General features: G+C 61.8%; 17 protein-coding genes and 1 pseudogene. 6 read left to right on the top strand and 12 right to left on the bottom strand.

Annotated features, from left to right (window positions below):
- The first annotated feature begins 44 nt into the window (after positions 1–44).
- Positions 45–1298 (top strand): annotated as a pseudogene (locus J3P90_RS05390) (IS3 family transposase).
- 14 nt (positions 1299–1312) lie between these two features.
- Here the strand turns inward: J3P90_RS05390 and J3P90_RS05395 are convergent.
- The 7 genes from J3P90_RS05395 to J3P90_RS05425 all read right to left on the bottom strand — a co-directional run bounded on the left by J3P90_RS05395 (position 1313) and on the right by J3P90_RS05425 (position 10782).
- Positions 1313–2632 carry an MFS transporter gene (locus J3P90_RS05395; RefSeq protein WP_420765310.1) on the bottom strand — a complete coding sequence of 440 codons (1320 nt, stop codon included), beginning with the start codon at positions 2630–2632 and terminating at the stop codon, positions 1313–1315.
- 288 nt (positions 2633–2920) lie between these two features.
- The gene (locus tag J3P90_RS05400; protein ID WP_434675933.1) at positions 2921–4084 is read right to left on the bottom strand and encodes a CfaE/CblD family pilus tip adhesin; all 1164 of its coding nucleotides are present in this window, start codon (positions 4082–4084) and stop codon (positions 2921–2923) included.
- Positions 4085–4240: 156 nt separating this feature from the next.
- Positions 4241–5386: a CfaE/CblD family pilus tip adhesin gene (locus J3P90_RS05405; protein ID WP_434675934.1), complete on the bottom strand. Its 1146-nt coding sequence runs from the start codon at positions 5384–5386 to the stop codon at positions 4241–4243.
- 156 nt (positions 5387–5542) lie between these two features.
- Entirely contained in the window at positions 5543–6694 is a 1152-nt protein-coding gene (locus tag J3P90_RS05410; protein ID WP_434675935.1) for a CfaE/CblD family pilus tip adhesin, read from the bottom strand.
- Entirely contained in the window at positions 6691–9378 is a 2688-nt protein-coding gene (locus J3P90_RS05415) for a TcfC E-set like domain-containing protein (protein WP_434560377.1), read from the bottom strand. The genes J3P90_RS05410 and J3P90_RS05415 overlap by 4 nt, the downstream gene beginning before the upstream one ends.
- Positions 9379–9450: 72 nt before the next feature.
- Entirely contained in the window at positions 9451–9948 is a 498-nt protein-coding gene (locus J3P90_RS05420; protein ID WP_434560375.1) for a CS1 type fimbrial major subunit, read from the bottom strand.
- A 78-nt stretch (positions 9949–10026) separates the two neighbouring features.
- Positions 10027–10782 (bottom strand): hypothetical protein, encoded by a 756-nt coding sequence (locus J3P90_RS05425; protein ID WP_434675936.1) that lies wholly within the window; start codon positions 10780–10782, stop codon positions 10027–10029.
- Positions 10783–11118: 336 nt separating this feature from the next.
- On the opposite strand from J3P90_RS05425, the gene J3P90_RS05430 reads away from it, so the two are divergent.
- Positions 11119–11445 carry a hypothetical protein gene (locus tag J3P90_RS05430; RefSeq protein ID WP_434675937.1) on the top strand — a complete coding sequence of 109 codons (327 nt, stop codon included), beginning with the start codon at positions 11119–11121 and terminating at the stop codon, positions 11443–11445.
- A gap of 63 nt (positions 11446–11508) precedes the next feature.
- Here J3P90_RS05430 and J3P90_RS05435 read toward each other — a convergent pair whose 3' ends face one another.
- The 4 genes from J3P90_RS05435 to J3P90_RS05450 all read right to left on the bottom strand — a co-directional run bounded on the left by J3P90_RS05435 (position 11509) and on the right by J3P90_RS05450 (position 21074).
- Positions 11509–12843, bottom strand: coding sequence for a sigma-54-dependent transcriptional regulator (locus tag J3P90_RS05435; RefSeq protein ID WP_434675938.1), 1335 nt, complete (start codon positions 12841–12843; stop codon positions 11509–11511).
- On the bottom strand, positions 12836–14602 hold the full coding sequence (locus J3P90_RS05440) for a sensor histidine kinase (RefSeq protein ID WP_434675939.1): 1767 nt from the start codon (positions 14600–14602) through the stop codon (positions 12836–12838). The genes J3P90_RS05435 and J3P90_RS05440 overlap by 8 nt, the downstream gene beginning before the upstream one ends.
- 235 nt (positions 14603–14837) lie before the next feature.
- Positions 14838–19250, bottom strand: a complete 4413-nt coding sequence (locus J3P90_RS05445) for a SpvB/TcaC N-terminal domain-containing protein (protein ID WP_434675940.1) — start codon at positions 19248–19250, stop codon at positions 14838–14840.
- Between the two features lie 300 nt (positions 19251–19550).
- A complete protein-coding gene (locus J3P90_RS05450; protein WP_039591419.1) occupies positions 19551–21074 on the bottom strand; it encodes a fumarate hydratase in 1524 nt (507 codons plus the stop codon).
- 462 nt (positions 21075–21536) lie between these two features.
- Between J3P90_RS05450 and J3P90_RS05455 the strand changes: the two genes are divergently transcribed.
- Positions 21537–22643 (top strand): GGDEF domain-containing protein, encoded by a 1107-nt coding sequence (locus tag J3P90_RS05455; RefSeq protein ID WP_420765296.1) that lies wholly within the window; start codon positions 21537–21539, stop codon positions 22641–22643.
- Positions 22636–23583 (top strand): iron-sulfur-binding ferredoxin reductase, encoded by a 948-nt coding sequence (locus tag J3P90_RS05460; RefSeq protein ID WP_434675941.1) that lies wholly within the window; start codon positions 22636–22638, stop codon positions 23581–23583. The genes J3P90_RS05455 and J3P90_RS05460 overlap by 8 nt, the downstream gene beginning before the upstream one ends.
- A 176-nt stretch (positions 23584–23759) precedes the next feature.
- On the opposite strand, the gene pyk is transcribed toward J3P90_RS05460, so the two are convergent.
- Positions 23760–25211 carry a pyruvate kinase gene (gene pyk, locus J3P90_RS05465; protein WP_039591415.1) on the bottom strand — a complete coding sequence of 484 codons (1452 nt, stop codon included), beginning with the start codon at positions 25209–25211 and terminating at the stop codon, positions 23760–23762.
- 326 nt (positions 25212–25537) lie between these two features.
- Here pyk and J3P90_RS05470 point away from each other — a divergent pair, with 326 nt between their 5' ends.
- Positions 25538–25912: a tetratricopeptide repeat protein gene (locus J3P90_RS05470; RefSeq protein WP_420765293.1), complete on the top strand. Its 375-nt coding sequence runs from the start codon at positions 25538–25540 to the stop codon at positions 25910–25912.
- A gap of 266 nt (positions 25913–26178) precedes the next feature.
- A complete protein-coding gene (locus J3P90_RS05475) occupies positions 26179–26538 on the top strand; it encodes a PilZ domain-containing protein (protein ID WP_420765292.1) in 360 nt (119 codons plus the stop codon).
- Positions 26539–26650 lie beyond the last annotated feature (112 nt).

Consider the following 26650-nt stretch of genomic DNA (forward strand, 5'->3'; position numbering starts at 1 on the left):
TGAATAAGGTTTACACCTCTGATCTGCTTTTTCAGGAGGACGTAATGGAGTCAGTAAAAAGGCGTAGTCAGCGAGACTACACGCTGACCTTTAAATTGTCGGTCGTCGATCAGGTCGAAAAAGGCGAGCTGAGTTATAAAGAGGCTCAGGAGCGCTACGGGATTCAAGGCAAAACGACCGTTCTGACGTGGTTACGCAAGCACGGTCGGCAGGATTGGAGCCCAGGCGCATACATTGGCTCGCCGAGGATGGGGTCTATGCCCGACAAAAACCGACCATTAACGCCAGAGCAACGCATCAAAGAGCTTGAAGAGCAGTTGGCGCTGTCCAATCAGAAAGCGCAGTTTTTCGAGGCGGTCGTGGATGTCTTGAAAAATGACTACGGTCTCTCTGTCGTAAAAAAGCGTCCCGGCAAGTCCTCGCCCAAAAACGAATCCAAAACCTGAGCATCAGCAGGGCTTGCCAGTTCATGGGGATAAGCCGCCAGGCTTACTACAAACGCAATCGCGCCGATGCGGCGCGTCTCGCTCTGGATCAGAAAGTTGCCGATTTCGTTCAGCAAAAACGTCAGCGGCAGCCACGTTTGGGCGCCCGAAAGCTGCATTACTTGCTGCAGTGCCAACCTCAGCTTGAGCTGCAAGTGGGTCGAGATCGCCTGTTTTCGATTCTGCGTGAACGGCGTTTATTGGTAGCCCGCAAGCGGGCGTATCACAAGACAACCGACAGCCATCACCGCTTTCGGCGTCATCCAAACCTGCTCAAACCCGGCCCTAATCAAGTTATTCCCAGCGGCCCGGAACAAGTCTGGGTGGCTGACATCACCTATCTGCCCACTCAGGAAGGTGTGGCCTACTTGAGCCTTGTGACGGATGCTTTTTCACGAAAGATCGTGGGCTATCACGTCCATGAAAGCCTACACACCAAGTCGGTCGCGCAGGCGCTGCGCCGAGCGGTGAAATACCGTCGAACGGAGCAGCCGCTGGTGCATCACTCAGATAGAGGCAGCCAGTATTGCTCGGGAATGTATCAGGAGTTGCATGCGAAGCACGGCATCAGGTGCTCGATGACTGATGGCTATGACTGCTACCAAAACGCCTTGGCAGAGCGGGTCAACGGGATATTGAAGACAGAGCTTTTGCTCCAGCGGCCACAGGATTTAACGCAGGCGAAGAAGATGGTCAGTGAGTCGGTATCGATCTACAACCGCGAGCGTCCACACCTGTCTCTGAAATACAAAACGCCCGATGCGATGCATCGGGCGTTGGGGTGAAATAGGTGTAAACCTATTTCAGGACTAGACACGACTGGCCTGTCAGTCAGTCACGATCCGCGAGTGTTTGCGGGTGTCCTTCATGGTGATGTACACCAGCAGCGAAACCGCGATGCACGCCGTCACGTACCAGTAGTAGCCGGTCTCCATGCCGATGCTCTTGAACCACAGCGCGATGTATTCAGCGGTGCCGCCGAAGATCGACACGGTCAGTGCGTAGGGCAGGCCGACGCCCAGGGCGCGGATTTCGGTAGGGAACAGCTCGGCTTTCACCACCGCGTTGATCGAGGTGTAGCCGCTGACGATGATCAGCGCGGCCATGATCAGGAAGAACGCGCCCCACCAGGTCTCGATGGTGTGCAGGGTGGTGAGGATCGGCACGGTGAACAGCGTGCCGAGGATGCCGAAGGCAATCAGGATCGGCCGACGACCGATCTTGTCCGAGAGCCCGCCGATGACGGGTTGCAGGCACATGAACAGGAACAGCGTGGCGGCGGAAATGGTGGTGGAGTCGGAGATGCTCATGCCCACCGTGTTCACCAGGTATTTCTGCATGTAAGTGGTGTAGGTGTAGAAGGCCAGGGTGCCGCCCATGGTCAGGCCGACCACGGTCAACAATTCCTTGGGGTGGCGCATCAGGGTGCGCATGGCGCTTTCCTTGGCCTTTTCCTTCTTGGTGAACGACTCGGTTTCTTCCATGCCGCGACGCAGGTACAGCGCAACGATTGCACACAGCGCGCCGATGGCGAACGGGATGCGCCAGCCCCAGGCGTACAGCTGCTCGGTGGTCAGCAATTGTTGCAGCACGATCAGCACGCCGAGGGCGATGAGCTGGCCGGAAATCAGCGTCACGTATTGGAAGCTGGAGAAGAAACCGCGACGTTCCTTGGTCGCCATCTCGCTCAGGTACGTTGCCGAGGTGCCGTACTCGCCACCCACCGACAGGCCCTGGAGCAAGCGGGCGAACACCAGCAGGATCGGCGCGCCGACGCCGATGGTTTCGTAACCGGGGCTCAGGGCGATGATCAGCGAGCCAAAGCACATCAAGTACACCGAGGCCATCAACGCGCGTTTGCGACCGGCGCGGTCAGCGTACAGGCCCATCAGCCAGCCACCGATGGGACGCATCAGGAAGCCGACGGCGAAGATCGCGGCGGTGTTGAGCAATTGGGCGGTGGTGTCGCCCTTGGGGAAGAAGGCTTTGGCGAAGTACAAGGAGAACGCGGCGTAGACGTACCAGTCGTACCACTCGACCATGTTGCCGACCGAGCCACTGAAGATCGACTTGATCCGGCTGGCGGTGGTTCTTTCACGGGCGGGCGCGGCAGCCGACCCAATGGGAAGGGCGTTTGAGTTATCCATTGAAGGATCCTTCGTTTAATTGTTTTTGTGGAGCGCGTAGGAACGCAGCCTGCCAGGGCTATAGCAGGAGCTGTGCCAGGTGGAAGAAGGCCGGTCTAGAGGGGATGTGGCTGTTTAGTGAGCGGAAATCCGCTTATTGCAGCCAGGGGTGTGCGCGGGGATCCGCTTATCAACAAGAAATGGGTTGGCCTCATCGCGAGCAGGCTCGCTCCCACATTCGCCCGGTATCCACAAATCCAGTGTGGGAGCGAGCCTGCTCGCGATGAGGCCAGTCCTGGCACCAAAAAATCAGGGCGACGAAGTCGAAGGCGTAAATTCCAACTTCAGCTCCCCCCGGTACTGCCCGGTGTTCTTGTCGATCTGATTGAACGGCGGCGTGTCCAAGGTGATGGGCCAGGGCGTACACACCACTGGATACGGCACATTGGGCAGCTTCACGGCGCGGATTTCCGCATTGTTGATGCCGTTGAAACTCACTGGTTGCCCGGACACATGCTGCGTCTCGCCGAGGTTGGCGGTGCGGGTGCGCACCTTGTATTCGATGCGGTCACGCTCGCCGCTGCCGCCGGACGCGTGGCGGACGAAGAAGCGGCCCTCCATGCCGGGCACGGGGTTGGTGCCGGTGACACGGATTTCATAACTCTGACTGTTGGCGTTGTAGCCGTCGTAGAGGCAGGCATCGACCACGGACCGACCGGAGACGATGCCGCCCGGGGCGGTGCTCAACGGGCGAGTACGCAAGTTGAGGTCCACCTGCGGCGTGCTGATGCCGTAGGCGGGCAGGTAGATCTGCATGTTGTTCTGGTCGGTGACGTCAAGCTTGAAGTCCACCGTAAAGGTATTGGCCGCGCTGATCGGTTGCGAATTGTACCGCTTGAGTTTCAGGATCATCTTGGCGGTCCAGATGCCTCCGGTGGGCAGTTTGGCGAATTCTGACTGGGGCACCCACATCGTCGTGGCCGTCCCCTCCGATCGCTGGGTAAGGTCATCTTCGTCTTCATTGCAGTAGACGGGTGATGTGGTGGTCAGGACGAATTGACGGCCATCCCATACCCCACCGCAGAGATTGAGCGGATACCTGCGCTGGAGATAGCCTTTGACCACAAGGACATGGGTAAGACGGCTGCGCCGCTCGGTGAAGCGTAACGGGATCTCGGTGGTGCCCAGCCTGCCAAAGGACGACGTATGGCATTGGCCCGTTGCCGGGTCCGTGCTGGAGAGGCAGACAAAATGCATGTTCGTATAACCGGCGCCCGGTATGTGCTGTTCGCTCCAGCCGTGGACCATCCGATTCCAGAGGTAGTGATCGGCGGGTGGCGCCGAACGGTCGAAGTTGAGCACAACGGATTGGTAGTGGTCGCTGGGTACCACGCCCGCTAAGGCGGGTAACGGAGTGACTGCGACGATGAGCGCGCTCAGCCGGCGGGCCCAACGGGTAAAAAATGTGTTCATTGCGGGCTCTTATGGCTGCATTGTTGAATGGAAATAATCGGCGGCTCCACCGGCCCCATCGCGAGCAAGCTCGCTCCCACATTTGCCCGGTATCCACAAATCCAGTGTGGGAGCGAGCCTGCTCGCGATGAGGCCAGTCCAGACACCACTGATGCCTCAGGGCGAAGAGGTTGAGGGCGTAAACTCCAACTTCAGCTCCCCCCGGTACTGCCCGGTGTTCTTGTCGATCTGATTGAACGGCGGCGTGTCCAAGGTGATGGGCCAGGGCGTACACACCACTGGATACGGCACATTGGGCAGCTTCACGGCGCGGATTTCCGCATTGTTGATGCCGTTGAAACTCACTGGTTGCCCGGACACATGCTGCGTCTCGCCGAGGTTGGCGGTGCGGGTGCGCACCTTGTATTCGATGCGGTCACGCTCGCCGCTGCCGCCGGACGTATGGCGGACGAAGAAGCGGCCCTCCATGCCGGGCACGGGGTTGGTGCCGGTGACACGGATTTCATAGCTTTGGCTGTTGGCGTTGTAGCCGTCGTAGAGGCATGCATCGACCACGGACCGACCGGAGACGATACCGCCCGGGGCGGTGCTCAACGGGCGAGTGCGCAGGTTGAGGTCCACCTGCGGCGTGCTGATGCCGTAGGCGGGCAGGTAGATCTGAATGTTGTCGCGGTCGGTGACGTCCAGCTTGAAGTCGACGGTGAAGGTTCTGGCGGCGCCAATCGGCTCCGAGTAATAGCGCTTGAGCTTGATGATCAACTTCGCCGACCAGATACCACCTGAAGGTAGCTTGGCGAGTTCTGATTGAGGGATCCAGACAGTCGACGCGGTGCCCGTGGTTCTGACCTCGTCACACCAGCCTGACCCGGTTGCGTTCAGTACGTAGTCCTTCTCCCAGATTCCGCAACTGCTGTTCAGCGCATGCATGCGGGTGACGTAACCCTTGACCGACAAGACAGTCGACAGGCCGCTACGTCTCTCGGTAAACCGCAGCGGAATGTCTGTGATGCCATACCTCCCTGTATCGCCTCTGGTCTGGCATTGGCCGTTGGCTGGGTTGGTATCGGACAAACAAACGAAGTGCATGGTCGTATAGCCTGCGCCTGGCAAATCTTGCTCTTTCCAGCCATGGACCATTCGAGTCCAAAGGTAGTGATCGGCCGGTGGCGCCGAACGGTCAAAGTTGAGTATCACGGACTGATGATGGTCGCTGGGGATGATGTCCCCAAGCGTCGGCAATGCGGTGGCTGCCACGATGAGCACGCTCAGCCGGCGGGCCCAACGGGTTAAGAATGTGTTCATTGCGGGTTCTTATGACTGCATTTTTGAATGGGAAAAAATCGGCGGCTCCACCGCCCCATCGCGAGCAAGCTCGCTCCCACATTCGCCCGGTATCCATGAATCCAGTGTGGGAGCGAGCCTGCTCGCGATGAGGCCAGTCCAGACACCACTGATGCCTCAGGGCGAAGAGGTTGAGGGCGTAAATTCCAACTTCAGCTCCCCCCGGTACTGCCCGGAATTCTTGTCGATCTGATTGAACGGCGGCGTGTCCAAGGTGATGGGCCAGGGCGTACACACCACTGGATACGGCACATTGGGTAGCTTCACGGCGCGGATTTCCGCATTGTTGATGCCGTTGAAACTCACTGGTTGCCCGGACACATGCTGCGTCTCGCCGAGGTTGGCGGTGCGGGTGCGCACCTTGTATTCGATGCGGTCACGCTCGCCGCTGCCGCCGGACGCGTGGCGGACGAAGAAGCGGCCCTCCATGCCGGGCACGGGGTTGGTGCCGGTGACACGGATTTCATAACTCTGGCTGTTGGCGTTGTAGCCGTCGTAGAGGCAGGCATCGACCACGGATTGACCTGAGACGATACCGCCCGGGGCGGTGCTCAACGGGCGGGTGCGCAGGTTGAGGTCCACCTGCGGCGTGCTGACGCCGTAGGCGGGCAGGTAGATCTGCATGTTGTTCTGGTCGGTGACGTCGAGCTTGAAGTCCACCGTAAACGTCTTGGCGTTACCGATGGGTTGCGAGTGGAACGTTTTGAGCTTCATGACCAACTGAGCGGTCCAGATGCCTCCAGAGGGCAATTTGGCAAGCTCTGTTTGGGGGATCCAAAGCGTTGAGGCGGTGCCGCTGGAGACGTTGACGCCATGACAGTCCGATGTTGTCGTTGAAGTGATCAGGTAATCGAAAGGTAACCAGTCTCCGCCACAGGTGTTGTTAAGTTTCGTCCTGCGCGAGAGGTAGCCTCTGACATGCAGTACCGTGGACAAGCGACTGCGGCGCTCGGTAAACCGTAGCGCTACGTTGGTAATACCGGTTTGTCCGTAACTGCTTGTGCGGCATTGACCCGTCGCAGGGTCGGAATTGGACAAGCAGACCAAATGCATAGTCTTATAACCAACTCCTGAGACTGGTTGCTCGTGCCAGCCATGCAGCATCTTATTCCAGAGGTAATGATCCCCAGGTGGCGCCGCCCGGTCGTAATTGAGCGCCACCATCTGGTAATGATCGCTGGGATGAACATCGGCAAGCACCGGTGGCGTTGCAACCGAGCAAACCAGCGCTAACAGGCGACGGCTCCAACGGATGAAGGTTTCGCTCATGGCTGGTTCCTCTTGTCTGGCGAGAGCGCGGCGCTGCGGCGCGCGGTCCAGCGACCCAGGCGATCGGGATCGTTCAGATCCTTGGGCAAGGCGTCCAGGGTGGTGCTTTCACAGGTGAGAGTGCCGACCCGGCGCAGGCTGCTGTGGGCGGTGCGGCTTTGTACCGTGCAGGCGTGTACGCCGTTGAGGTCCAGGGCGAACAAGGGGTCGGGGTGATGGTTGAGGTCGACGACGAAGCTGCCGTCCTCGCCGGTTTCCATCATCGATGCATTGAGAATGGCGGCCTGCACCAGTGGCTCTCCCTGTGCATCCACCAAGCGGCCGACGTAGGTGTAGCTCACAGTGGACTCGATCCGTTGCACCGCCAGCTTGCCCGGTTGCAGGAACCACTCGCGGTTGCCGTTGCCGACGTTCACCGAACTGAGGTTCTGGCGCGAGGCGTCGGCGTCGCTGATCCGGGTGTGCGTGGCCTCGAAACCGTTGACCGGGATCAGCCGCTTCTCACCAAAGCCGATGCTGGTCTGGGCACCGTAGCCGCCGCTGACCTTGGCCGCCGCGCCCGTGGCGTTTTCCACCGGCGCCGCGATGATTCCCACCGCTGCGCCAGGGCCTGTGCCGCCCTGGCCCTGGCCCCAGAAAAAGCCCTCGCGGCCCAGGGCCAGGGACGAAGAGTGGTTGCCGCTGAACCCAGGTCGCGAGTCTTGTCGGTCGCCGCCACGCTGGGCCACCGCCAGGCTGCTTTCGCCCCAGTTGCGCTCGATCCGTCCGGCCAGTTCAGCGTCCCAGCGGCCCAGGTCGTCGTAACCAACCCCTGTGCTCACTTCGTTCCTGCCCTGTTCGCCGTCCCAAGCACGGGTATGGCCCAGGCTGGTGCGCAGGCTATCCGGGGCATTCTGCTCGCGGCGCGCATCCAGGCCGACGTTGCTCTGGCGATAGCCGCTGGTGGGCGAGCGCTCGTTATGTGACAGGCTCAGGCTCAGGTACAGGCCATGATCGTTCTCGCGGTTGCCGCTGGCATTGCGGAACGCGCCGACGCGATGGATGAGCTGGAACGGGCCCAGGGCATGTCCACGGGAAAAGCCCACCTGGAAAGTCCTGGCCCAGGTGGAGGTGGTCAGGTCGCGGGTGGGGTCGTCTTCTTCGGGAAAGTCGTTCCAGTAGGAAAACGGATTCACCTGGGCGTAGCGGTTGTAGTTGTAGCCGGCACTGAGGGTGCCACCGGCCAGCGGCAACGAGGCGTTGGCGGTCAATGATTCGTTGCAGCCGCTCTGCTGGTAGGCACGGGTATCGTGTTCGCACGACGGGCTCTTCAGCGAGTAGCGGTACACGCTCCAGGAGATTCCGTGGGTGAAGGTCATCTGCTGGCTGTTGCCGGTCGCGCCGTTGTTGCCGCGCAGCACGGCGCCTGACAACGACCAGCTGCTGGCGCCCAGCGTGCCGGCCCAATCCAGGCGGCTTTCGTTGTAGAACGTCGTGTCCAGCCAGGTAATCGCGCTGGTGAGCGCCAGGTCATCGCGCAACGGAATGCGCAGGCCGGTCTGGGCCACCGCGGAGGGATCCTGCTCATAAAGCGAATCTTCCGCCGTGCGCCCGCCCTGCAGGAACCATTGCACGGTGTCGTCACCCAGGCCATTGCCGTCGGTACGGCTGAAAGGCACGGTTTCGGTGCGGGTCACCTGGCCGTTTTCGATCACCCGCAAGGTCACCGGATAGCTGCCGTTGGGGAAGGTCCGGGTGTCGACATTCTGCACGCCGGCATCCAGGTAGGACGTCGACAACAGCTCTTCGCCACGGAACGCATCGACGCGCGAGCGCTGGGTCAGGATCAGCGAAATTGGCGTGCCTTGGCCGACCACCTCGCGGTTGAGGTAGGCCAGGGTGGTGCCGACTCGGGCACCGTCGATTCGCCCCAGGGGCAACAGGCTGAAGCTGAAGTTGCCGCCCTCGGCGCTGGACAGGTTGCTCATGTCCATGCGTCCGGCCTGGGCGTAGTGTTCGCGCTCGAAATCCTGGCGGTAATAGGCGTTGTTGAATTCCAGGCTGCTGTCGCTGCCGCGCTTGTTCTGATAGGCCTGGTAGTTCCAGGTAAAGCCAAAATGGCTACTTTCACCCAGGCCTACCGCGCCCAGGCCGCTGGCGCCCAGAGCGCGGTAACTGTCGGCCTGGGCGATATTGATGTTCTGTCGATGGACCAAGGCGTTCGCGGCCTCGGTCGGAGTGTGCAGGCGCAGCGCCGCCGTATCGCTGGCCGGCAGCCAATCCTTGCGCATGAGTATCTGCAGGCGCGCGCCGGCCTCGTCGAGAATCACTGCCACCGCGTCGGTGTCCAGGTAACCGCAGCTCGCTTCGCTGGCCAGGCCGTAGGAGCACGCCAACTGGCTGTTGCTGGGCAACGGTTCGGACAGCAGCGGCAGCAACTCTTCGGATGACGCCGAAGCCCCTGCCTCGATCAGCAGGGCCGCGATTCGTTCGGGCTGTTGGAATTCGATACGGCCAGGTCGCACCACGACAGGGTGCAGGCCGAGATTACGGTTGAGCAATTGAAGTTCAAGTTGTTCCACCTGACCTTCAACCAGGGCCTCGAAACCGGCCGGCACCTGGGGCAGATCGGTGGACGCGACCGATACGGCATCGGCCAGCGCCCAGGTCAGGGAGATGGAAAGTGCGGTGAAGTGGCGTTTCATACAGGGCCTTGACGAAGGAAAAGGGAAGTACGACGACGCCGTACCTCCCTTTGGAGGAAAAACCGGCGGTGCTTAAGGTTGCTGGGTCAACAGCAGGGCGACGACGCCTTCGTAGCGACCCGCGTTGGTGATTGCACCCGCGTTGGTCTGCTGGATTTCCAGGAGTTGCTCGACCGAACCGCCAGAGGAGTCACCGCCAGGGAACAGTTCGACGGCGGGCAGCGTGACACCGGTGGTGTTCAGTGGGCGTCCGCCGTACCTGACACTCAGGGGCACGCCGGTGGCGGCGGGGTTGGTCGTGTTGGCCAGGACCGGACTGGCGATCAGTCGCAGGGTCATGTCCTTGTCGGTGTCATTGCTGTAGATCCGCGTACCCAACCGAGTCGGCTGGAGGCCGGAACCTGGCAGGTAGGCCATCTCCATGGAGCCCGGGAGCGGGCGGCCGTCCGACTGGAGGATTTCCAGGGTCGGGTCGACATTGGCGTAGATGGTGATGTTTTTTTCCACCGCCATGGCGGGCAGCGAGGTCAGGGCGACCAGTGCCAATGGGGCGAATTTCAACAGTTTCATGGGTGTTCCTCTTTTGCTGTGGGTGAACGGGGGCCCGACCACGTGCGCTGCACGTAGCTTGGGTCAATAAAATTGGGGTTACGGCTGAATGGCGAGGGTGCGCGGACGCCTGTCGTCGCTGGTCACGAAACGTACGATTACGTTACCGTTCGCGCCGGGGGCGGAGACGGGCAGGGTGCTGCCGGGATACAGGCTGCGGTTGACGTCATTCCAGATGCAGTCCTTCTCGCCCGCTGCGTCGGTACACCGACCCACTTGCAATACGCCGACGCGCAGGGTGCCGTCGTTGCGCAATTCGTTGCCTTTGGGTTGCAGTTTGATGCTGGTACGGCGCTCATCGGGCAGCAGGCGCACCAAGGCGCCCCAGACCAGGTTTACGCCGACTCTGGGCTGCACACCGGATTGTTCGAGGACGTCTTCATCTATCAGGTCGGGTGCTCCCACCGGTTCGAAATAGACCCGGTAGACGGTTTCCTCGGTGGGCATCGACTGGGCGATGATCCGCACCGTGCGGCTGGCGCCGGGGGCCAGTACCGTGCGTTGCGGCGATACGACGATACCCAGCGCATCGGCCGGCGACAGCGGGCTTTCATGTTCGTCCGGCGTGCCGGGACGTTGGATCTGGGTGACGCTGACCTTGATGTATTGCACTTTGTCGGACTTGGAGTGCAGCTGGATCTGGCCAATGCCGTCCTGCTCGGCGCCGATGGTGCTGTTCATCGGGTAGACCACCATGTTCGCGGCTGCCGGAAACGACAGGGTGACGGCGAGCGCCATGAGCGCCAGCTTGTCCATGACAGCCCAGCGATGGATAAACGTTTGATTCGAATGCATTTCAAACCTCAAACAAGGAAGATGGACGGTCACTGTTTTTATGCACCGAGTGCGGGTGGCCTGCTTCGACCGGACCGGCGCCAGGCAAGCAAAGCCAGCATCTGGACAACGACCCTCGGGCCCCTTTTTTTCGTTTTTTTTGTCACTTTCACTCTCCGCTATTTTCTGTAGGAAATTTCCGGAGTAGATTCATGCTCAATGCACCCAGCGTGCGTGTTACTGCGAAATGGACAGGATTCCGAGTGTGCGCAGTCTCAGCACGGCCATGGTGCCGATTCTCTGTGAGGCAATGATGGCCGTTGTTTATCTCGGCGATTTTGGTGGGATATATACACCATGTCAATAGTTTTGGTGGAATATATCCACGTTCGGCTGCGCGAAGAGATTGATCGCTGTGGTGTTTCGCTGGCTGCCGCCTCCCGTGGGGCGGGCGAAGCGAGCCCGCAGCGCTTGAAGGAAGTCGTCTCCGGGCGGCAGAAATGTCCAGCCGATCTGGTGGCAAAACTGGCGGCTATCGGAGTGGATGTCCAATACGTCCTGACGGGCGAGCGCGTCCAGGCCGCGCCGGTACTGGCGCCTGATGAAGAGCTGTTGTTGGAAAGCTATCGCGCGCTGGATGTGGCGGGGCGCAAGCGCATGATCGCCCGTCTGATCTCGGGTTAGCCGACGGCGCTGGAGGTTCGTGCAAGGCTTGGCGATGGCTTCGCGGCCAGCCGCCACGCCTCCTTAGATGTCCCGCACGAACATTTCCCGACTCAACCCATGCCGCTGCATTTTTTCATTGAAGGTGCGGCGCGGCAGTTGCAGTTCCTCGAGCACGGCTTTTACGTCGCCTTTATGCCGCGTCAGCGCGGCGCGCAGGCATTGGGCTTCGAACGCTTCCTGCTGGGCCGCGAGGGACTGGCCCGGTTCGGTGTCCAGGGCAGGCGGCTGGTCGAGTCCCAGCACTTGGCGTTCGGCGACGTTGGCCAGTTCGCGCACGTTGCCCAGCCAATCGTGACTGAGCAGATGGCTCAGTTGCGGGCCATTCAAGGGCACGGCGGGGCGGCCGAGGCGTTCGGCGGCGCCGTGGGTGAAATGCTCGAACAGCAATGGAATGTCTTCGCGCCGTTCACGCAAGGGCGGCAGGCGCAGCTCGGCGATGTTCAAGCGGTAGGCAAGGTCCTCACGAAATCGTCCGGCCCGGGCTTCGTCCAGCAAGTCCGGCTTGGTCGCGGCGATGATGCGCAAGTCCACGTGGATGCTCTGGTTGGAACCCAGGCGTTCGAGTTTCTTCTCTTGCAGGACTCTCAGCAACTTGGCCTGCTGGGCCAGCGGCATGCTTTCGATTTCATCGAGAAACAGCGTGCCGCCGTCGGCGTATTCGAGCTTGCCGATGCGTTTGCCCTGGGCGCCGGTAAAGGCGCCGCTTTCATGACCGAACAGTTCAGCCTCGAACAGCGGTTCGGGGATCGCCGCGCAGTTCAGCGCAACGAAGGGTTTGCTCGCTCTCGGGCCGAAGTCGTGCAGGCAGCGGGCGACCAATTCCTTGCCACTGCCGGTTTCGCCACGGATCAACACGTTGACCGGCAATGTCGCCAGGTCCAGCACCTGGCGCCGCAGGTTCTGCAAGGCGCGGGAGACGCCCAGCAGCGTGGTGTCGAGCCTGGCCCGAGCGTCGGCCTGCTCGTGCAGGCGACGGTTTTCCAATACCAGGAAGCGCTTGTCCAAGGCCCGACGCAGGCTGCTGAGCAGCGCTTCGGGGCTGAACGGTTTTTCGAGAAAGTCATAGGCGCCGTCGCGCATGGCTTCCACGGCCATCGGCACGTCGCCGTGGCCGGTCAACAGGATCACCGGCAGGTCCGCGTCGCGCTTGCGCACTTGCGCAAGCAGTTGGAGACCACTGAGACCGGGCATGCGTACGTCGCTGAGGATCACGCCAGCGAAGTTGTCCGGCAACCGCGCCAGGCAGTCTTCGGCACGGCTGAACAACTGCACCTGGAACCCCGACAGGCTCAGCCATTGCTCCACGGCCGTGCGGATGCTGTTTTCGTCATCGACGACTATGACCGAATCAAGCATGCAGCTGCGCCTCCTGATCGATGGGCAAGGTCACGCAGAATACCGCGCCGTTGTCATGATTGTCCGCTGTCAGCCGCCCGCCGGATTCGTGGATGATCGCAAATGAAACAGCGAGCCCCAGCCCGAGGCCATCGCCCACCGCCTTGGTGGTGAAGAACGGGTCGAACACCTGGGCCAGATGTTCTTCGGCGATCCCGGTGCCGCTGTCGCTGACGGTCAGGCGCCACAGTTGTTCATCGGCTTGCAGGCGCACTTCAAGGCGCTTGAGGGGCTGTTCGACCATGGCGTCGACGGCGTTGCGCAGCAGGTTGATCAACACCTGTTCGAGACGGATGGCATCGCCGCGCACCCACGCCGGACGCGTCAGGTGCAAGACGGTACTGACGTTTTCGTCCCGCAGGCGCGTGTCGAGCAATTGCAGGGCCTGGTCGACTACCGCCGCCAGGTCAAGGCGTTCCCGAAGGCCGCTGGGGCTCTTACGGGCGAAGGTCTTCAGGTGGCCGGTCAGGGCCGCCATGCGGGTCAGCATGTCGTCCACCGGCTTGAGGGCTTTATAGGCATCGTCGACGCGGCCGTGCTCCAGCAGCAGGCGCAGGGTTGCCAGTTGCATGCGCTGGGCGGTCAACGGCTGGTTGATCTCGTGGGCCAGCGCCGCCGACATCTGCCCCAGTGCCGCCAGCTTGGCCGATTGCACCAGGCCGTCCTGGGCGGTGCGCAATTCTCGGGTGCGTTCGTCCACCAGTCGTTCGAGTTCCTGGCGGCTGCGCTGGCGCAGTTTCGCCAGGCGCCAACGCTGGTTCAGAAACAGCAACAGAAACACCAGCGCCAGCCACAACCCGGCGGCGGCGAGCCCGGCGTTGCGCAGGTCTTCGAAGGCGATCTGTGGTCGACGCAGCAAATGCAGGGTCCAGCCTTCGCCGGCCAACGGCAGGAATTCCCAGAGGTACTGCGCCGTACCCTCGGGCGCCTCGACGCGGGTCAGGTGGCTGTTGTCGTCGAAGCGTCGCAGCGGATCGAAGGCCAGGGGTTGCAACGGTTGCTTGTCGTACTGGCGCGTGGCCTTGAGCTCGGCGCGGTCGCTGTCGGTCAAGGGTTGCAAATGGCGATAACGCCAACCGGGGCGATTGGCGATGAAAATGACCCCGCGCGCATCACTGACCAACAGGGTGTCGCTGCCCTGGCGCCATTCGCGCTCAAGCTCGGGAAACTCGAGCTTCACCACCATCGCGCCGAGGAACTCGCCGCTATCGCCAGTGACCGCGCTGGACAGAAAATAGCCGGGGATGCCGCTGGTCACGCCCACCGCATAGAAGCGCCCGGTGCCTTGGGTGCGGGTCTGGAGGAAATAGGGACGAAAGCCATAGTTGTGGCCGACGTAGCTGCTGGGCAACTGCCAGTTGCTGGCGGCGATCGCCAGGCCGGTGTGGTCCAGCAGCTCCAGGGTCGAGGACTGCGCGGCACCGTTGATTTTTTCCAGCTTGCGGTTCAAGGCATCCTGTTGCGCCGCGCTGACCGGCCCCTTGAGGGCGTCACGCAACTGCGGGTCCAGCGCCAGCACGGCGGGCAGGGCGCGGTAGCGTTCGATCAAGGTGTGCAATGAGTTGGCGTACAGCGCCAATTGCTGGCTCGCGCGGCTGGCGTCTTCTTCCAGGGCCTCACGTTCAGCGTGGCGCACGGCCAGAGTGGCGGCCAGGGCGGCGCCGACGAGGATCAGGGCAATGGCAAGGAACAGGCGCAGGGTACGGGGAGTCGGCAGCATGCAGGCGCGAACCGGTAGAAGTCGGGGCCGAACCATACCATGTTGCTTGCGTGCGCCAAACAGGCCCGGGCGTCGTGCCAGGAAACTGGTTTCGGCTGGTTCGGATGGAGGACGTCGTCTGGTTTCGCGGTTCACTTGTCACGGATGACTGCAATACATGACTTCTCTGCAGACAGGCCCATCTCGCCCGTCGAACACCGCCACGATGGGGGTCTTGATGAACTGGGCCCATTGCTCAGGCCCCCGGCTCCGTGTCGTTGTAATCGTGAGCACACTGGTACCACGGATGATGAACGTGCCAGGCCTCGTGCCCCTTGGCATTGATGACCTTGACCAGGCGTCCGGGTGGGTCATAGAACTGCTGGTCATGATAGCCATGCTCGCGCAGCGAGGCGTCGTTGATGTAGCGCCAGGCATCGGCGAAATAGGGGCGATAGACACGGGTCACCAGCCCCTTGTTGTTGTACTCGACCCGTTCGCTGACGCGCCAGCGCGGGTCGGCCTCGTACTGTATCGGTTTGTCATCGGGGCCCAACAGCAGCGAGCCGTTCTCGGCGACGGCGTAGGCGACGCCGGGCTCCACCAGTTGCTTGGTTTGCAAAGCGCGTCCGAATCCATCGACGGCGCCCAGGGCGATGCGGATCTGCTGCAAGGGGTCGTCCGGGTAGCGATCGGCACTCAGTACGACACGGTGGGCCGGCTCCCGGGCGGTGGCCTGCATGAGCGCCCATAGCAGCGCTTCGCCGGCGGTGCGGGTTTTCAACCGGGCCAGGCGCACCCGCGCCGAAGCGCGGATATGGCCGCTGGGCAGCACATATCGGGCATTGATCCATTCGTCGCGCTGCGCCGGCAGGACCAGCGACAAATCGAGCTCGCCCATCCAGCTCAGGTTGTCGATGCGCGCTGCGCTGGCGATATCACCCAGGGTGGCTTCGGGGTCCTCGATGGCGTGGCGGGGCGACAAATCATCGGGTGGTTCATAGTCGTCGATGGGATAAAAACCTGCGGGAATGCCGTTCTCGGTCCCATGGAAACTGACGCCCAAGGGCAGGCCGGCGGGACCGTAAAGCGCCTCGTGAACGTTGTCGTTGGCGTCGATGATCCGGCAGGGCAACAGCGAGTGGTAGTCGTACCCGATATGGGTCGCGCAGCCGTCCGGGAGGGTGACGGCGATGGGCATCAACTGATAGGCGTCGTATTCGCTCGTCGTGATGCCGTGGCTCAGGGTTTCCTGTAACGCGCTGATATGGAAAAAGCCTTCGAGTGGCAGGTAGGTGGCGAAACCGACTTTTTTCGACCACAGGTTCCGCGCTGCGTCCTCCTCCGGGTCTTCAGGCAGGAACAGTTTCATCGGCTCGTAGCCGACCAGTTCCAGTTGCTCGCGGATATCGAACGGTTCGGGCACGACGTCGTAGGCCTCCAGCGCCTGCTTGTCGAATTCGGCCACTTCCAACGGACCGCGCAAGGCTTGGAACGGTGCGTCACTCAGGTAGCTTTGTTCTTCCAGGGCGATCAGCACGCGGGCGCTTTTCCATTCCTCGGAATCGCAATGTTCAAGCAAGCATTCGTAGCTGACCTGCTGCGGGTTCAGTCCGTTTGGAAGCGGGCCTTTTGGTAGCTGAAGCCCGTTGGTCCGTGCGCGCCAGGGTAGGCCGAGCCGTTGTCGGGGTCCATTTTCATCGAAAAGGTGTTTATAGGCGGCCAGGCTTTCGGTCAGGTGATACACCTGCTGCTGATCGTCGTGGGCGTCACGCCACCAATTGTTCTCGTCTTCGTCCTCGAAGGGCGGCTCGTCCGCTGCGCTCAGGCGCCGGGCGTAATGGACAACGAAACCGTGTTCCAGTTGGCCGTAGAGGTCCCATCCGAGGTTGACGGTATGCAGGGCTTGGGGGTCGTTGATGAAACCGTCGTAATGATGGAGGACCGTTTCCAGCGCCAGTATCAGCAGACTTTTATGGTGGTCATGGGGGTGGCGCAACAAATAGCGGTGCCGGGACACGGTGTAGGGCTTGGTGGAGTCGGACGACTCGCCGTGGTGGGTCTCGCTGCGCAGTACATGACCGCCCAGGGCGTAGGCCATTTCCCTAGCGGTGTCCGGGTCGGGGACGATGATTTCGTCGGCTTTGTCCTGTTCATGAAGCCGGGTCAGCAGCGTGGGGCCCAGGGGCGGCGCGTCGGTGTCGGCATCGAAACAATCCCTGAGGAGCTGGTCGACGGTACGCCCGGTGTGGAACCAGGTCTTGACCAGTACCGGTGCGGTGAAATCCCTTTCCCGATTACCCGAAGGCACCTCGCTGTCGAGCTGATACAACCGGCCGAACCCTCTGAATTCGCGGTGATAGCTGTCGTAGTCGCCTTCGTAGTAAGTAAATCCCTGGGTCAGGCAGTTTCCAGTTATTTCATCCAGCTGTTGTTGCCGGGCCACCAGCGGCAAGGCCATGGGCAAATAGCAGTCCAGCGCTTCGCCCCGCGTCGCGCGCTGGGCTTTTTCGTCCAGCCAGAACTGCGCGCTGCTGCGGTGGGCGACGGTGCTGCTCATGCCCATGTTGTTGTTCGTGGCGTTGAGCAAGTAGGGCCGTGCCGCGACGAAATCGTAGCGCCAATGGTGCGGTTTCATGTCCGCGCTGTGATGGGGAATACTCAGGAGCAGGCTGGCACAGCCCAAACCTTGCAGATCGGCCAGGGTGACCTGGCAGAGGTTGTCGTAGCGCATGCCTTCCGGCCAGGGCACCCGCACGGGTGTCTGTTCAAGGCAATTGCCGCCATGGTTCAAGTAGATTTCGAAACAGTCGCTGCGCAGGTAGATCAGCGCCGGCGCGCCGGAACCGTCCAGATCGGCGATCCGCACCCGTTCGGCGTTGAACTCGGTGTAGGTGAAGGGCAGCGCGCTCATCACAAAGCCCTTGCCGAAACGCCCATGGCCCAGGTTTGGCCAGCACTTGATTTCGTTGCAGCGGATACGGCACAGCTCGGTGCTGTCGCTCCCCAGCATATTGGCGAACAGCACCAGTTCGCTGCGATCATCGCTGAACAATGGCAGGGTGCTGTCCGGTTCGTGGGGAACGTCCACGCCGGAGGCGAACCCGAGGTGACGGAGGTTGGCGTACAGCCGCACGCTTTTGGGGCCGACCATCGCCAGGGAGCGCAGGCCGTCGCCCGTCAGGTCGCCCAATTGCGCGGCAGGGTGCAGGAACTCCGTGGGGAAGCGCTTGAAGTCGTTGAACGTCGACCAACTGCGGTCCGGGTTGAGCGTGTAGAAACCATTCATGCCGGGTTGGGCGATGACCCAATTGAGGCGGCCATCGCCGCATAGATCGGTCAGCAGTTGCATCACCGGCGTGTTGTCGGCGGCGATTGGAATGTTTGGCAGAAGTGTCCACGGGGTGTAACCGACTTCGTCTGGATCCTCACCGGGGGCGCGCTCGGGCTCGCGGTAGTACCAACCGTTGCTGTAGCGGCATAAAAAGCCGGGAATGCCTTCGCCGTAGAGATCGACGCACTGGTAGCGTCGGCTGTCCTCCAGGGCGGGCATGTTCTCCAGGGCAAAAAAAACCTTGGGTATCAGGTTCGGCTCGAACGCGTTGTATTGGAGTTCTACGGGGGGCATGTATTCCACCCGATCCCTGGCGTCCCAATGCTGGTAATGAGCGGCGGTCAACAGGCTGTAGCACAGGGGGGTGCTGGTGTATTGCAACAACAGCCGGCGCACCAGCGCGGGTTCGTTGTGGGTTTCGGCGGGGAACTGATGGAACATCAACACCTGCTGGCAGAGGCGCCGCGTGCCCACCTCGAAACCATATCGATACACGTGCAACGGGTCGCTGCGCAGTTGCCAGGCGTTTTCGTCCAGGGCCGACCAAGCGGGTTTTTCATCCAGACCGAGGGCGCGTTGGCCATAATCGAACAGCAAGTGGAAGTGCCAGGGGAGGTTCGCCGGGTCTTCATCTTCGAAGCAATACAAGGTTTCGCTGGCCGTGGCGTTGCCGTAGCACACCCGCCGCAGGTAACGCTGGGCACGGTAGTCGTGAGGGCCTTGCGAGGGGCAGGGGTCGGCCTGGTACTCGTAATAGATGTGTTCGCCTAGGGGGCTGACCTCTTCCAGCAGCAGCCACTCGGCGATACGCGAGGGGACTTGCGGGTCGGCAATGCGCGAGTTCGGGCTTTTCCCATAGCAATACACGTGGCCGTTGCTGCCTTGCACCCGCCAGAACGGCTGGCTTTCGATGGATGTCCAGAGTTCGTAGATATCGAACGTGCCCTCGATCCTCGGAAAATACCGCGTCACCGCGAAGGTCTCGTCGCCGATTCTGCGGCTGGTCTGACTTTCGAGATCAGGCCAACGGTCCACGCCGTCGGGGCCGACCATGACATCCTCGTCACCGTAACGGGGGACGCCTTTGCTGGTCTTGCGCCAGATGTTGGGGATCGACAGCTGCATGCCGATGCCGAATACACCGTTGCCGCCCTGGCTGTTGTACTGCAGGGCCAACGTCGGCGTCAGGTGACGGGCGCTCGATATCGGCAGGGGCAACTCGATGGAGGCGGCGCCCCGCGTGCCGACCGGGCCGAGGCTGTTGCCGAAGGTGGCGATTGACGCACTGCCGGCGATCGTGGGCGTGATGATTTGAAGGGGGGCTTGTTCGGCCATTTGTCGTTATTCCCTTGGACCCTGGCCGGGGTTGTTTCCGGCCAGGGTGAGGATGCCAAGGGAGAGCAGGGGTGTAACCTGTCAGATCTGACAGGTCGGTGGGTTTACCCGATGAATGGTGTGCTCAATGACTTTGTGGAAGCGAGCCTGCTCGCGAAAGCGGCGGCACAGCCAACATCTTCACCAACTGACCCACCGCCATCGCGAGCAGGTTCGCTCCCACAGGGGGTTGTTGTGCGCTATAAAAAAGGCCGATGAGCGTGTCGCTCACCGGCCTTCTTCAGCGCGAGAAAATGCGTGTTACTGCACTTCCACCGCCAGGCTTTCGCTGATCTTCTGCTGCCAGATCGCCGGGCCTGTGATGTGTACCGACTCGCCTTTGCTGTCCACGGCGACAGTCACCGGCATGTCCTTGACCTCGAACTCGTAGATCGCTTCCATCCCCAGTTCGGCGAAGGCCAGGACTTTGGATTTCTTGATCGCCTGGGCCACCAGGTAAGCGGCACCGCCAACGGCCATCAGGTAGACGGCCTTGTTGTCCTTGATCGCTTCGATGGCGGTCGGGCCGCGCTCGGATTTGCCGATCATGCCCAGCAGGCCGGTTTGTTCGAGGATCTGGCGGGTGAACTTGTCCATCCGCGTGGCCGTGGTCGGGCCGGCCGGGCCAACCACTTCGTCGCCCACCGGATCAACCGGGCCGACGTAGTAGATGAAGCGACCCTTGAGGTCCACCGGCAGGGTTTCACCCTTGTTCAGCATCTCGACCATGCGCTTGTGCGCCGCGTCGCGACCGGTGAGCATCTTGCCGTTGAGCAGCACGGTTTCGCCCGGTTTCCAGCTTTGCACGTCTTCCGGGGTCAGGGTGTCGAGGTTCACGCGACGTGCCGACGGGCCGGCTTCCCAGACGATTTCCGGGTAGGCGTCCAACGGTGGCGCTTCCAGCGAGGCCGGGCCAGTGCCGTCCAGCACGAAGTGGGCGTGACGGGTGGCGGCGCAGTTGGGGATCATGCACACCGGCAGGGAGGCGGCGTGGGTCGGGTAGTCCATGATCTTCACGTCAAGCACGGTGGTCAGGCCGCCGAGGCCCTGGGCGCCGATGCCCAACTGGTTGACCTTCTCGAACAGCTCCAGGCGCATCTCTTCGATGCGGTTTTGCGGGCCGCGGGCCTTGAGCTCGTGGATGTCGATGGATTCCATCAACACTTCCTTGGCCATCACCGCGGCTTTCTCGGCGGTGCCGCCGATGCCGATGCCGAGCATGCCCGGTGGGCACCAGCCGGCCCCCATGGTCGGAACGGTCTTCAGGACCCAGTCGACGATGGAGTCGGACGGGTTGAGCATGGCCATCTTCGACTTGTTCTCGGAACCGCCGCCTTTGGCCGCCACGTCCACTTCCACGGTGTTGCCCGGGACGATGGAGTAGTGAATGACCGCCGGGGTGTTGTCCTTGGTGTTTTTGCGCGCGCCTGCCGGGTCGGCGAGGATCGATGCGCGCAGGACGTTTTCCGGCAGGTTGTAGGCGCGACGCACGCCCTCGTTGATCATGTCGTCCAGGCTCATGGTCGCGCCATCCCAACGCACGTCCATGCCCACGCGCACGAACACGGTCACGATGCCGGTGTCCTGGCAGATCGGCCGATGGCCGGTGGCGCACATGCGCGAGTTGATCAGGATCTGCGCCATGGAGTCACGGGCCGCCGGCGATTCTTCGCGCAGGTAGGCCTCGTGCATCGCCTGGATGAAATCCACGGGGTGGTAATAGGAAATGAACTGCAGGGCGTCGGCAACGCTCTGAATCAGGTCGTCTTGCTTGATCACGGTCATGAGTCGCGCTCCTCTCTAAGACGGGAACATTCAATAAGGTGCCGCCCGCTTGGGTGCATCGGTCGACGGACGGCACCTCTTAAGGCACGCCGGGCATGCTGGCGCGACGCTAAAAAGGCGCGGCAGTATATCGCAGGCAGGGAAGCCTGTGGGGGCGAGGTTGCTCGTGATCACGACGGATTGAACCGTTGGAAAGTGAAAACCGGTGCGAGGGAGCTTGCTCCCGCAGGGCTGCGAAGCGGCCCCGAATTTTGCGGTCGCTGCGCAACCGAGCGGGAGCAAGCTCCCTCGCCACGGGGGCATCGGCGAAGCCTGGCGATGCGTCAATCTGGGCCATTGCTTTGACGCCATTTTTCTGAGCCAGAATTGAATGGTCATTTGTCGAACACGCCACTAAAGTGGCGTCTGGCCTGTAGCGTAGGACAGCTCTATCAGTTCCTCTTTTCCATGGTGAGTCACCGATTGACCCATAACGCCATTCAACGTCTTTTGCTCAAACGCTTCGCCCTGGCCGCCACGACTTATGCGCTGGCACTGGTGTTGCTGTGGTTGGCGTTTTTCAGTGGCCATTACCTCGACTCGTTGCGTGGCGCCATCATCGGCACGCTGTTGGTGGTGCTGTGCCAGGCTGGTTTGTTCGCGCTGTTCATCACCGATCGCAACCTGCGCTTCGCCGACCCCAGCCTGACGGAAATACAGGTCTGGATCGGCCTGGGCTGGCAGACCTGGATGATGGCGCACCTGGACCAGGCCCGCGGCGTGTTCCTGGTGTTCTATGTGCTGATCCTCTTGTTCGGGCTGTTCCACCTGACGCGGCGGGCCTTTGTGCGCTGCGCCACGCTGGTGTTCATCAGCTTTACCGGCATCACGCTGTGGGACGGTTACTTCTTTCGGCTGCCCGATCCGACGCTGGCCGGTCTGCAAGTGTCCGTGCTGTTCATCGTGCTGGTGTGGCTGGTGTTGTATGCCCGCTATGTCCAGACCTCGCGCCAACGCATGCGCCAGCGCCGGTTTGCCTTGCAGGCGCACCAGGACACCCTGCGCGGCATGATGCGCCAGCTCGAAGACCTGGTCGCCACCGACGAACTGACCGGCCTGTTCAATCGCCGGCATTTCCTGCGCCTGGCGAGCCGCGAACTCAATACCCTCAGGCCCGGCGTCGCCCATGGCCTGGCCTTGATCGACCTGGACCATTTCAAGCGCATCAACGATTTGCACGGCCATGCGGCGGGCGACCAGGTGCTCCAGGCGTTTGCCGGTGTCGCCACGGCGTGCCTGCGTGAAGGCGACGTATTGGCCCGCTACGGTGGCGAAGAATTCGTAATGTTGCTGCCCGCCTGCGACCCCGCGCGCCTGACGGCCTGTTGCGAGCGCTTGCGGCTGGCGTTCACCCAAGTGGAATTGACCGACCTGCGGGTGGGCACTCTCAGCCTGTCTGTGGGCATGACGATGCTGGAAATGGGCGATGACCTGGACAGCGCCTTGCAGCGCGCCGACCAGGCCTTGTACCGTGCCAAGCGAGACGGCCGCAACCGTTGTGCCGCCGCCTGGGAGAACGTCGATGCCTGAGTTGAAAGTCGCCGGCCGGCAATGGTCGGTGGCGGCGGGCAGTAACCTGCTGGATGCGTTGAACCAGGCAGGCGTGGCCGTGCCCTACAGTTGCCGCGCCGGCAGTTGCCACGCGTGCCTGGTGCAATGCCTGAGCGGCGACGTGCGCGACAGTCGCCCCGATGCCCTGGCCCCGGCGCAGCGTGATCAAGGCTGGCGACTGGCGTGCCAATGCCAGGTGGTGGAGGACGTGCAAATCCACACCTTCGACCCACAACGCGACGGCCAAGCCGCCAAAGTGGCGGCGGTGGATTGGCTGGGCTCCGACGTGCTGCGCCTGCGCATTACCCCGGAGCGACCGCTGCGCTATCGCGCCGGACAACATCTGGTGCTGTGGGCTGGCGACATCGCCCGGCCGTACTCATTGGCGAGCCTGCCCGAAGAGGATCGCTTCCTGGAATTTCACCTCGATTGCCACGTCCCCGGTCAATTCATCGGCGCCGCTCGACGCCTGACCAGCGGCGACCCGATCCGCCTCGGTGAACTGCGTGGCGGCGCGTTGCATTACGATCCCGACTGGCATGAAAAACCGCTGTGGCTGCTGGCGTCCGGCACCGGTCTGGGGCCGCTGTTCGGCATCTTGCGCGAAGCGTTGCGCCAGCAGCATCAGGGTGCGATTCGGCTTATTCATGTGGCCCGTGATGCCGCCGGGCATTATCTGGACAAACCCCTGGCGGCATTGGCGGCCAAGCACTCAAACCTGAGCATCGAGCTGTTGACCGCAGCCGAGGCGCCAGCGGCGCTCGCGCAGATGCGCCTGGCGTCGCGCCAGACCCAGGCGCTGGTTTGCGGCCATCCTGGCTGGGTCGAGGCGTTTGCCAAGCGCTTGTACCTGGCGGGTTTGCCGAGGAATCAGTTGTTGGCGGATGTGTTTCTTACCCGCGGCAATGGCGGCGTCTGACCGATCGCCATCGCGAGCAAGCTCGCTCCCACATAGGATTCGCGGCGCGCACAGAACCCCTGTGGAAGCGAGCCTGCTCGCGATAGCGCCCGTCCAGACACCCAATGTCCAAAAGCAAAAACCAAAAAAGCCCCGCCATTCACATGGCGGGGCTTTTTGTGTTCAGCAACCGATCATCAAACCATCGGGTCGCCAACGTGCAGGATCTTCATCCCGTTGGTGCCGCCGGTGGTGTGGTAGCTGTCGCCCTTGGTCAGGATGACCCAGTCGCCTTTTTCCACGACGCCGCGTTTGGTCAGTTCATCGATGGCTTTCTGGCTGACTTCGTGCGGCTCAAGCGAAGCCGGGTCGAACGGAATGGTGTACACACCACGGAACATCGCGGCGCGCGCCTGGGCTTCGCGGTGCGGGGTGAAGGCGTAGATCGGCACCGAGGAGCGGATACGCGACATGATCAGCGGCGTGTAGCCACTCTCGGTGAGGGCGATGATCGCCTTGACGCCCGGAAAGTGGTTGGCCGTGTACATGGTCGCCAGGGCGATGCTTTCGTCGCAGCGGGTGAATTCCTTGCCGATGCGGTGGCTGGAGGTCTTGCCGGTCGGGTGCTTCTCTGCGCCGATGCAGATACGCGCCATGGCCTGCACCGCTTCGAGCGGGTAGAGGCCGGCGGCGCTTTCGGCCGACAGCATCACCGCGTCGGTGTAGTCCAGCACGGCGTTGGCTACGTCGGACACTTCGGCGCGGGTCGGCATCGGGTTCTGGATCATCGACTCCATCATCTGGGTCGCGACGATCACCGCTTTGTTGTGGCGGCGTGCGTGCAGGATGATCTTCTTCTGGATGCCCACCAGCTCGGCGTCGCCGATCTCCACGCCCAGGTCGCCACGGGCCACCATCACGGCGTCGGACGCCTTGATCAGGCCGTCAAGCGTCTCGTCGTCGGCCACGGCTTCGGCGCGTTCGATCTTGGCCACCAGCCAGGCGGTGCCGCCGGCTTCGTCGCGCAGTTGACGGGCGTATTCCATGTCTGCTGCGTCACGGGGGAAGGACACGGCGAGGTAGTCGACTTCCATTTCCGCGGCCAGCTTGATGTCGGCCTTGTCTTTATCGGTCAGGGCCGGTGCCGTCAGGCCGCCGCCGCGACGGTTGATGCCTTTGTGGTCCGACAGCGGGCCACCGATGGTCACGACGCAGTTCAGTTCAGTGGCGGTGGCGGTTTCGACGCGCATCACCACGCGACCGTCGTCGAGCAGCAGTTCGTCGCCCACGCCGCAATCCTTGACCAGGTCCGGGTAGTCGATGCCGACTACCTGCTGGTTGCCTTCGGTCAGCGGGTGGCTGGTGGAGAAGGTGAATTTGTCACCGATTTTCAGCTCGATGCGCTTGTTGGCGAATTTGGCGATACGGATCTTCGGGCCTTGCAAGTCGCCCAGCAGGGCAACGAAACGGCCGTGCTTGGCGGCCAGGTCACGCACCAGCTTGGCGCGAGCCTTGTGCTCGTCGGGGGTGCCGTGGGAGAAGTTCAGACGGGCAACGTCCAGGCCAGCCAGAATCAGCTGTTCGAGAACTTCCGGCGAGTTACTGGCCGGGCCAAGGGTAGCGACGATTTTGGTGCGACGGACGGACATGCAAGACTCCTCAAGTTCAAGCGCCAGCGAAGGCTACTATGGTCTTTGGGTGTAGTCATTGTTCATATGCACTACTTATTCGTTTCTTTTTCGAAATGAACATTCCTGAAAATTTTTGCGCCTTTAACTGCTTAAGCCGAACATCGCTCTTGTGGCGAGGGAGCTTGCTCCCGCTCGGTTGCGTAGCGACCGCAAAAATCCGGGGCTGCTCTGCAGCCCAGCGGGAGCAAGCTCCCTCGCCACACACGTGTTCACCGTGGAGGTTTTTCGTGCTGAAGATTTTCCCCGCCAGGTCGATACAGAGCTCAAGACAGGAGAACCTCCCCATGCGATTCGTGCTTTTTATTGCCCTCGCCCTGAGTATCACGGGCTGCACCCGTTGGTCGATGAACCACCACATGAACCTGGCCTACAAGGCCTATGAGCGGGGCAACTGCGAGCAGGTGATGCTCGAGCTGTCCAAAGTCGACCGCGCCAGCCGTGCCCGTCGCTACATGCAGCCGGAAGTCTCGATGATGCGCGGCCAGTGCCTGGAGCGGCAGAAGCTCTACGTCGACGCGGCGCAAACCTACCAGTTCATCCTCACCCAGTACCCCAACAGCGAGTACGCCTACCGCGCCCGCGCACGGCTCGAAACCCTACAGAGCCTGGGTCATTACCCCACCCGCAGCGCCTCGGCGATCCGTCCCACGTCGTTCTGAATTTGATGTATTCGAAACCCTTCCGCGAGCCAGTTGTCGACCGATGACTGGTATCGAATCCGGCTGGCCGATGCTCCCGCTTGGACTATAGTTGTACAAAACGTGGCTAGAGCCAGAACTCTAATTTCGAAGCGTCACCTGTCACCGGTAGCATTTGGCCAGCCAGAGGGTGTCTGGCATCGGAGTCGGGGAGAGCGGGCAGGGATGAGCCCGTTCCGAAGCACTGGATTGGCCGGGTTATCGGCTACTCAAAAGTGATACAAGACATGTACAAAGAGCGGCAGATTGCACGACATCAGCTGGCGTATTTCCTTGAGGTGTTCAACGGCATAAACGGCAAACCCATTGGTTTTTTGGGCAACGTTTCGGAAAACGGCCTGATGCTCATCAGCCATTTGCCCTTGATGATCGGTGCGGATTTCGACCTGCGCCTGAAACTGCCCGCCGAGGAAGGACCGCAGCAGCAGATCCGTTTAAAAGCCCATTGCCTGTGGTGCCGCGAGGACGTGACACCGCAACATTTCGACGCGGGCTTCAGCCTGCAGTGGGCACCGCCTGAATACGGACAACTGGTGAGCGCACTGCGGCAGTACTTCAGCTTCTATCAGCTACCAGAGTCGGCGTGAGCCCGGTTTTCCCGTTTGTCATCAATCCTGTGGGAGCGAGCCTGCTCGCGATGGCGGTCTTGAAATCGCCATCGCGAGCAGTGCTCCCACAGGTTCTGCATTAACTTCTAGA

Source organism: Pseudomonas sp. D3-10 (assembly GCF_051132175.1).
In the GTDB taxonomy this organism is placed as follows: Bacteria; Pseudomonadota; Gammaproteobacteria; order Pseudomonadales; family Pseudomonadaceae; genus Aquipseudomonas.

Coding starts and splice junctions, on each gene's coding strand:
- J3P90_RS05440 (WP_434675939.1), bottom strand. CDS start 14,602: ATGCTGCCGACTCCCCGTACCCTGCGCCTGTTCCTTGCCATTGCCCTG.
- J3P90_RS05410 (WP_434675935.1), bottom strand. CDS start 6,694: ATGAGCGAAACCTTCATCCGTTGGAGCCGTCGCCTGTTAGCGCTGGTT.
- J3P90_RS05405 (WP_434675934.1), bottom strand. CDS start 5,386: ATGAACACATTCTTAACCCGTTGGGCCCGCCGGCTGAGCGTGCTCATC.
- J3P90_RS05450 (WP_039591419.1), bottom strand. CDS start 21,074: ATGACCGTGATCAAGCAAGACGACCTGATTCAGAGCGTTGCCGACGCC.
- J3P90_RS05435 (WP_434675938.1), bottom strand. CDS start 12,843: ATGCTTGATTCGGTCATAGTCGTCGATGACGAAAACAGCATCCGCACG.
- J3P90_RS05470 (WP_420765293.1), top strand. CDS start 25,538: ATGCGATTCGTGCTTTTTATTGCCCTCGCCCTGAGTATCACGGGCTGC.
- J3P90_RS05415 (WP_434560377.1), bottom strand. CDS start 9,378: ATGAAACGCCACTTCACCGCACTTTCCATCTCCCTGACCTGGGCGCTG.
- J3P90_RS05445 (WP_434675940.1), bottom strand. CDS start 19,250: ATGGCCGAACAAGCCCCCCTTCAAATCATCACGCCCACGATCGCCGGC.
- J3P90_RS05395 (WP_420765310.1), bottom strand. CDS start 2,632: ATGGATAACTCAAACGCCCTTCCCATTGGGTCGGCTGCCGCGCCCGCC.
- J3P90_RS05430 (WP_434675937.1), top strand. CDS start 11,119: ATGTCAATAGTTTTGGTGGAATATATCCACGTTCGGCTGCGCGAAGAG.
- J3P90_RS05475 (WP_420765292.1), top strand. CDS start 26,179: ATGTACAAAGAGCGGCAGATTGCACGACATCAGCTGGCGTATTTCCTT.
- J3P90_RS05425 (WP_434675936.1), bottom strand. CDS start 10,782: ATGCATTCGAATCAAACGTTTATCCATCGCTGGGCTGTCATGGACAAG.
- J3P90_RS05460 (WP_434675941.1), top strand. CDS start 22,636: ATGCCTGAGTTGAAAGTCGCCGGCCGGCAATGGTCGGTGGCGGCGGGC.
- J3P90_RS05400 (WP_434675933.1), bottom strand. CDS start 4,084: ATGAACACATTTTTTACCCGTTGGGCCCGCCGGCTGAGCGCGCTCATC.
- J3P90_RS05420 (WP_434560375.1), bottom strand. CDS start 9,948: ATGAAACTGTTGAAATTCGCCCCATTGGCACTGGTCGCCCTGACCTCG.
- pyk (WP_039591415.1), bottom strand. CDS start 25,211: ATGTCCGTCCGTCGCACCAAAATCGTCGCTACCCTTGGCCCGGCCAGT.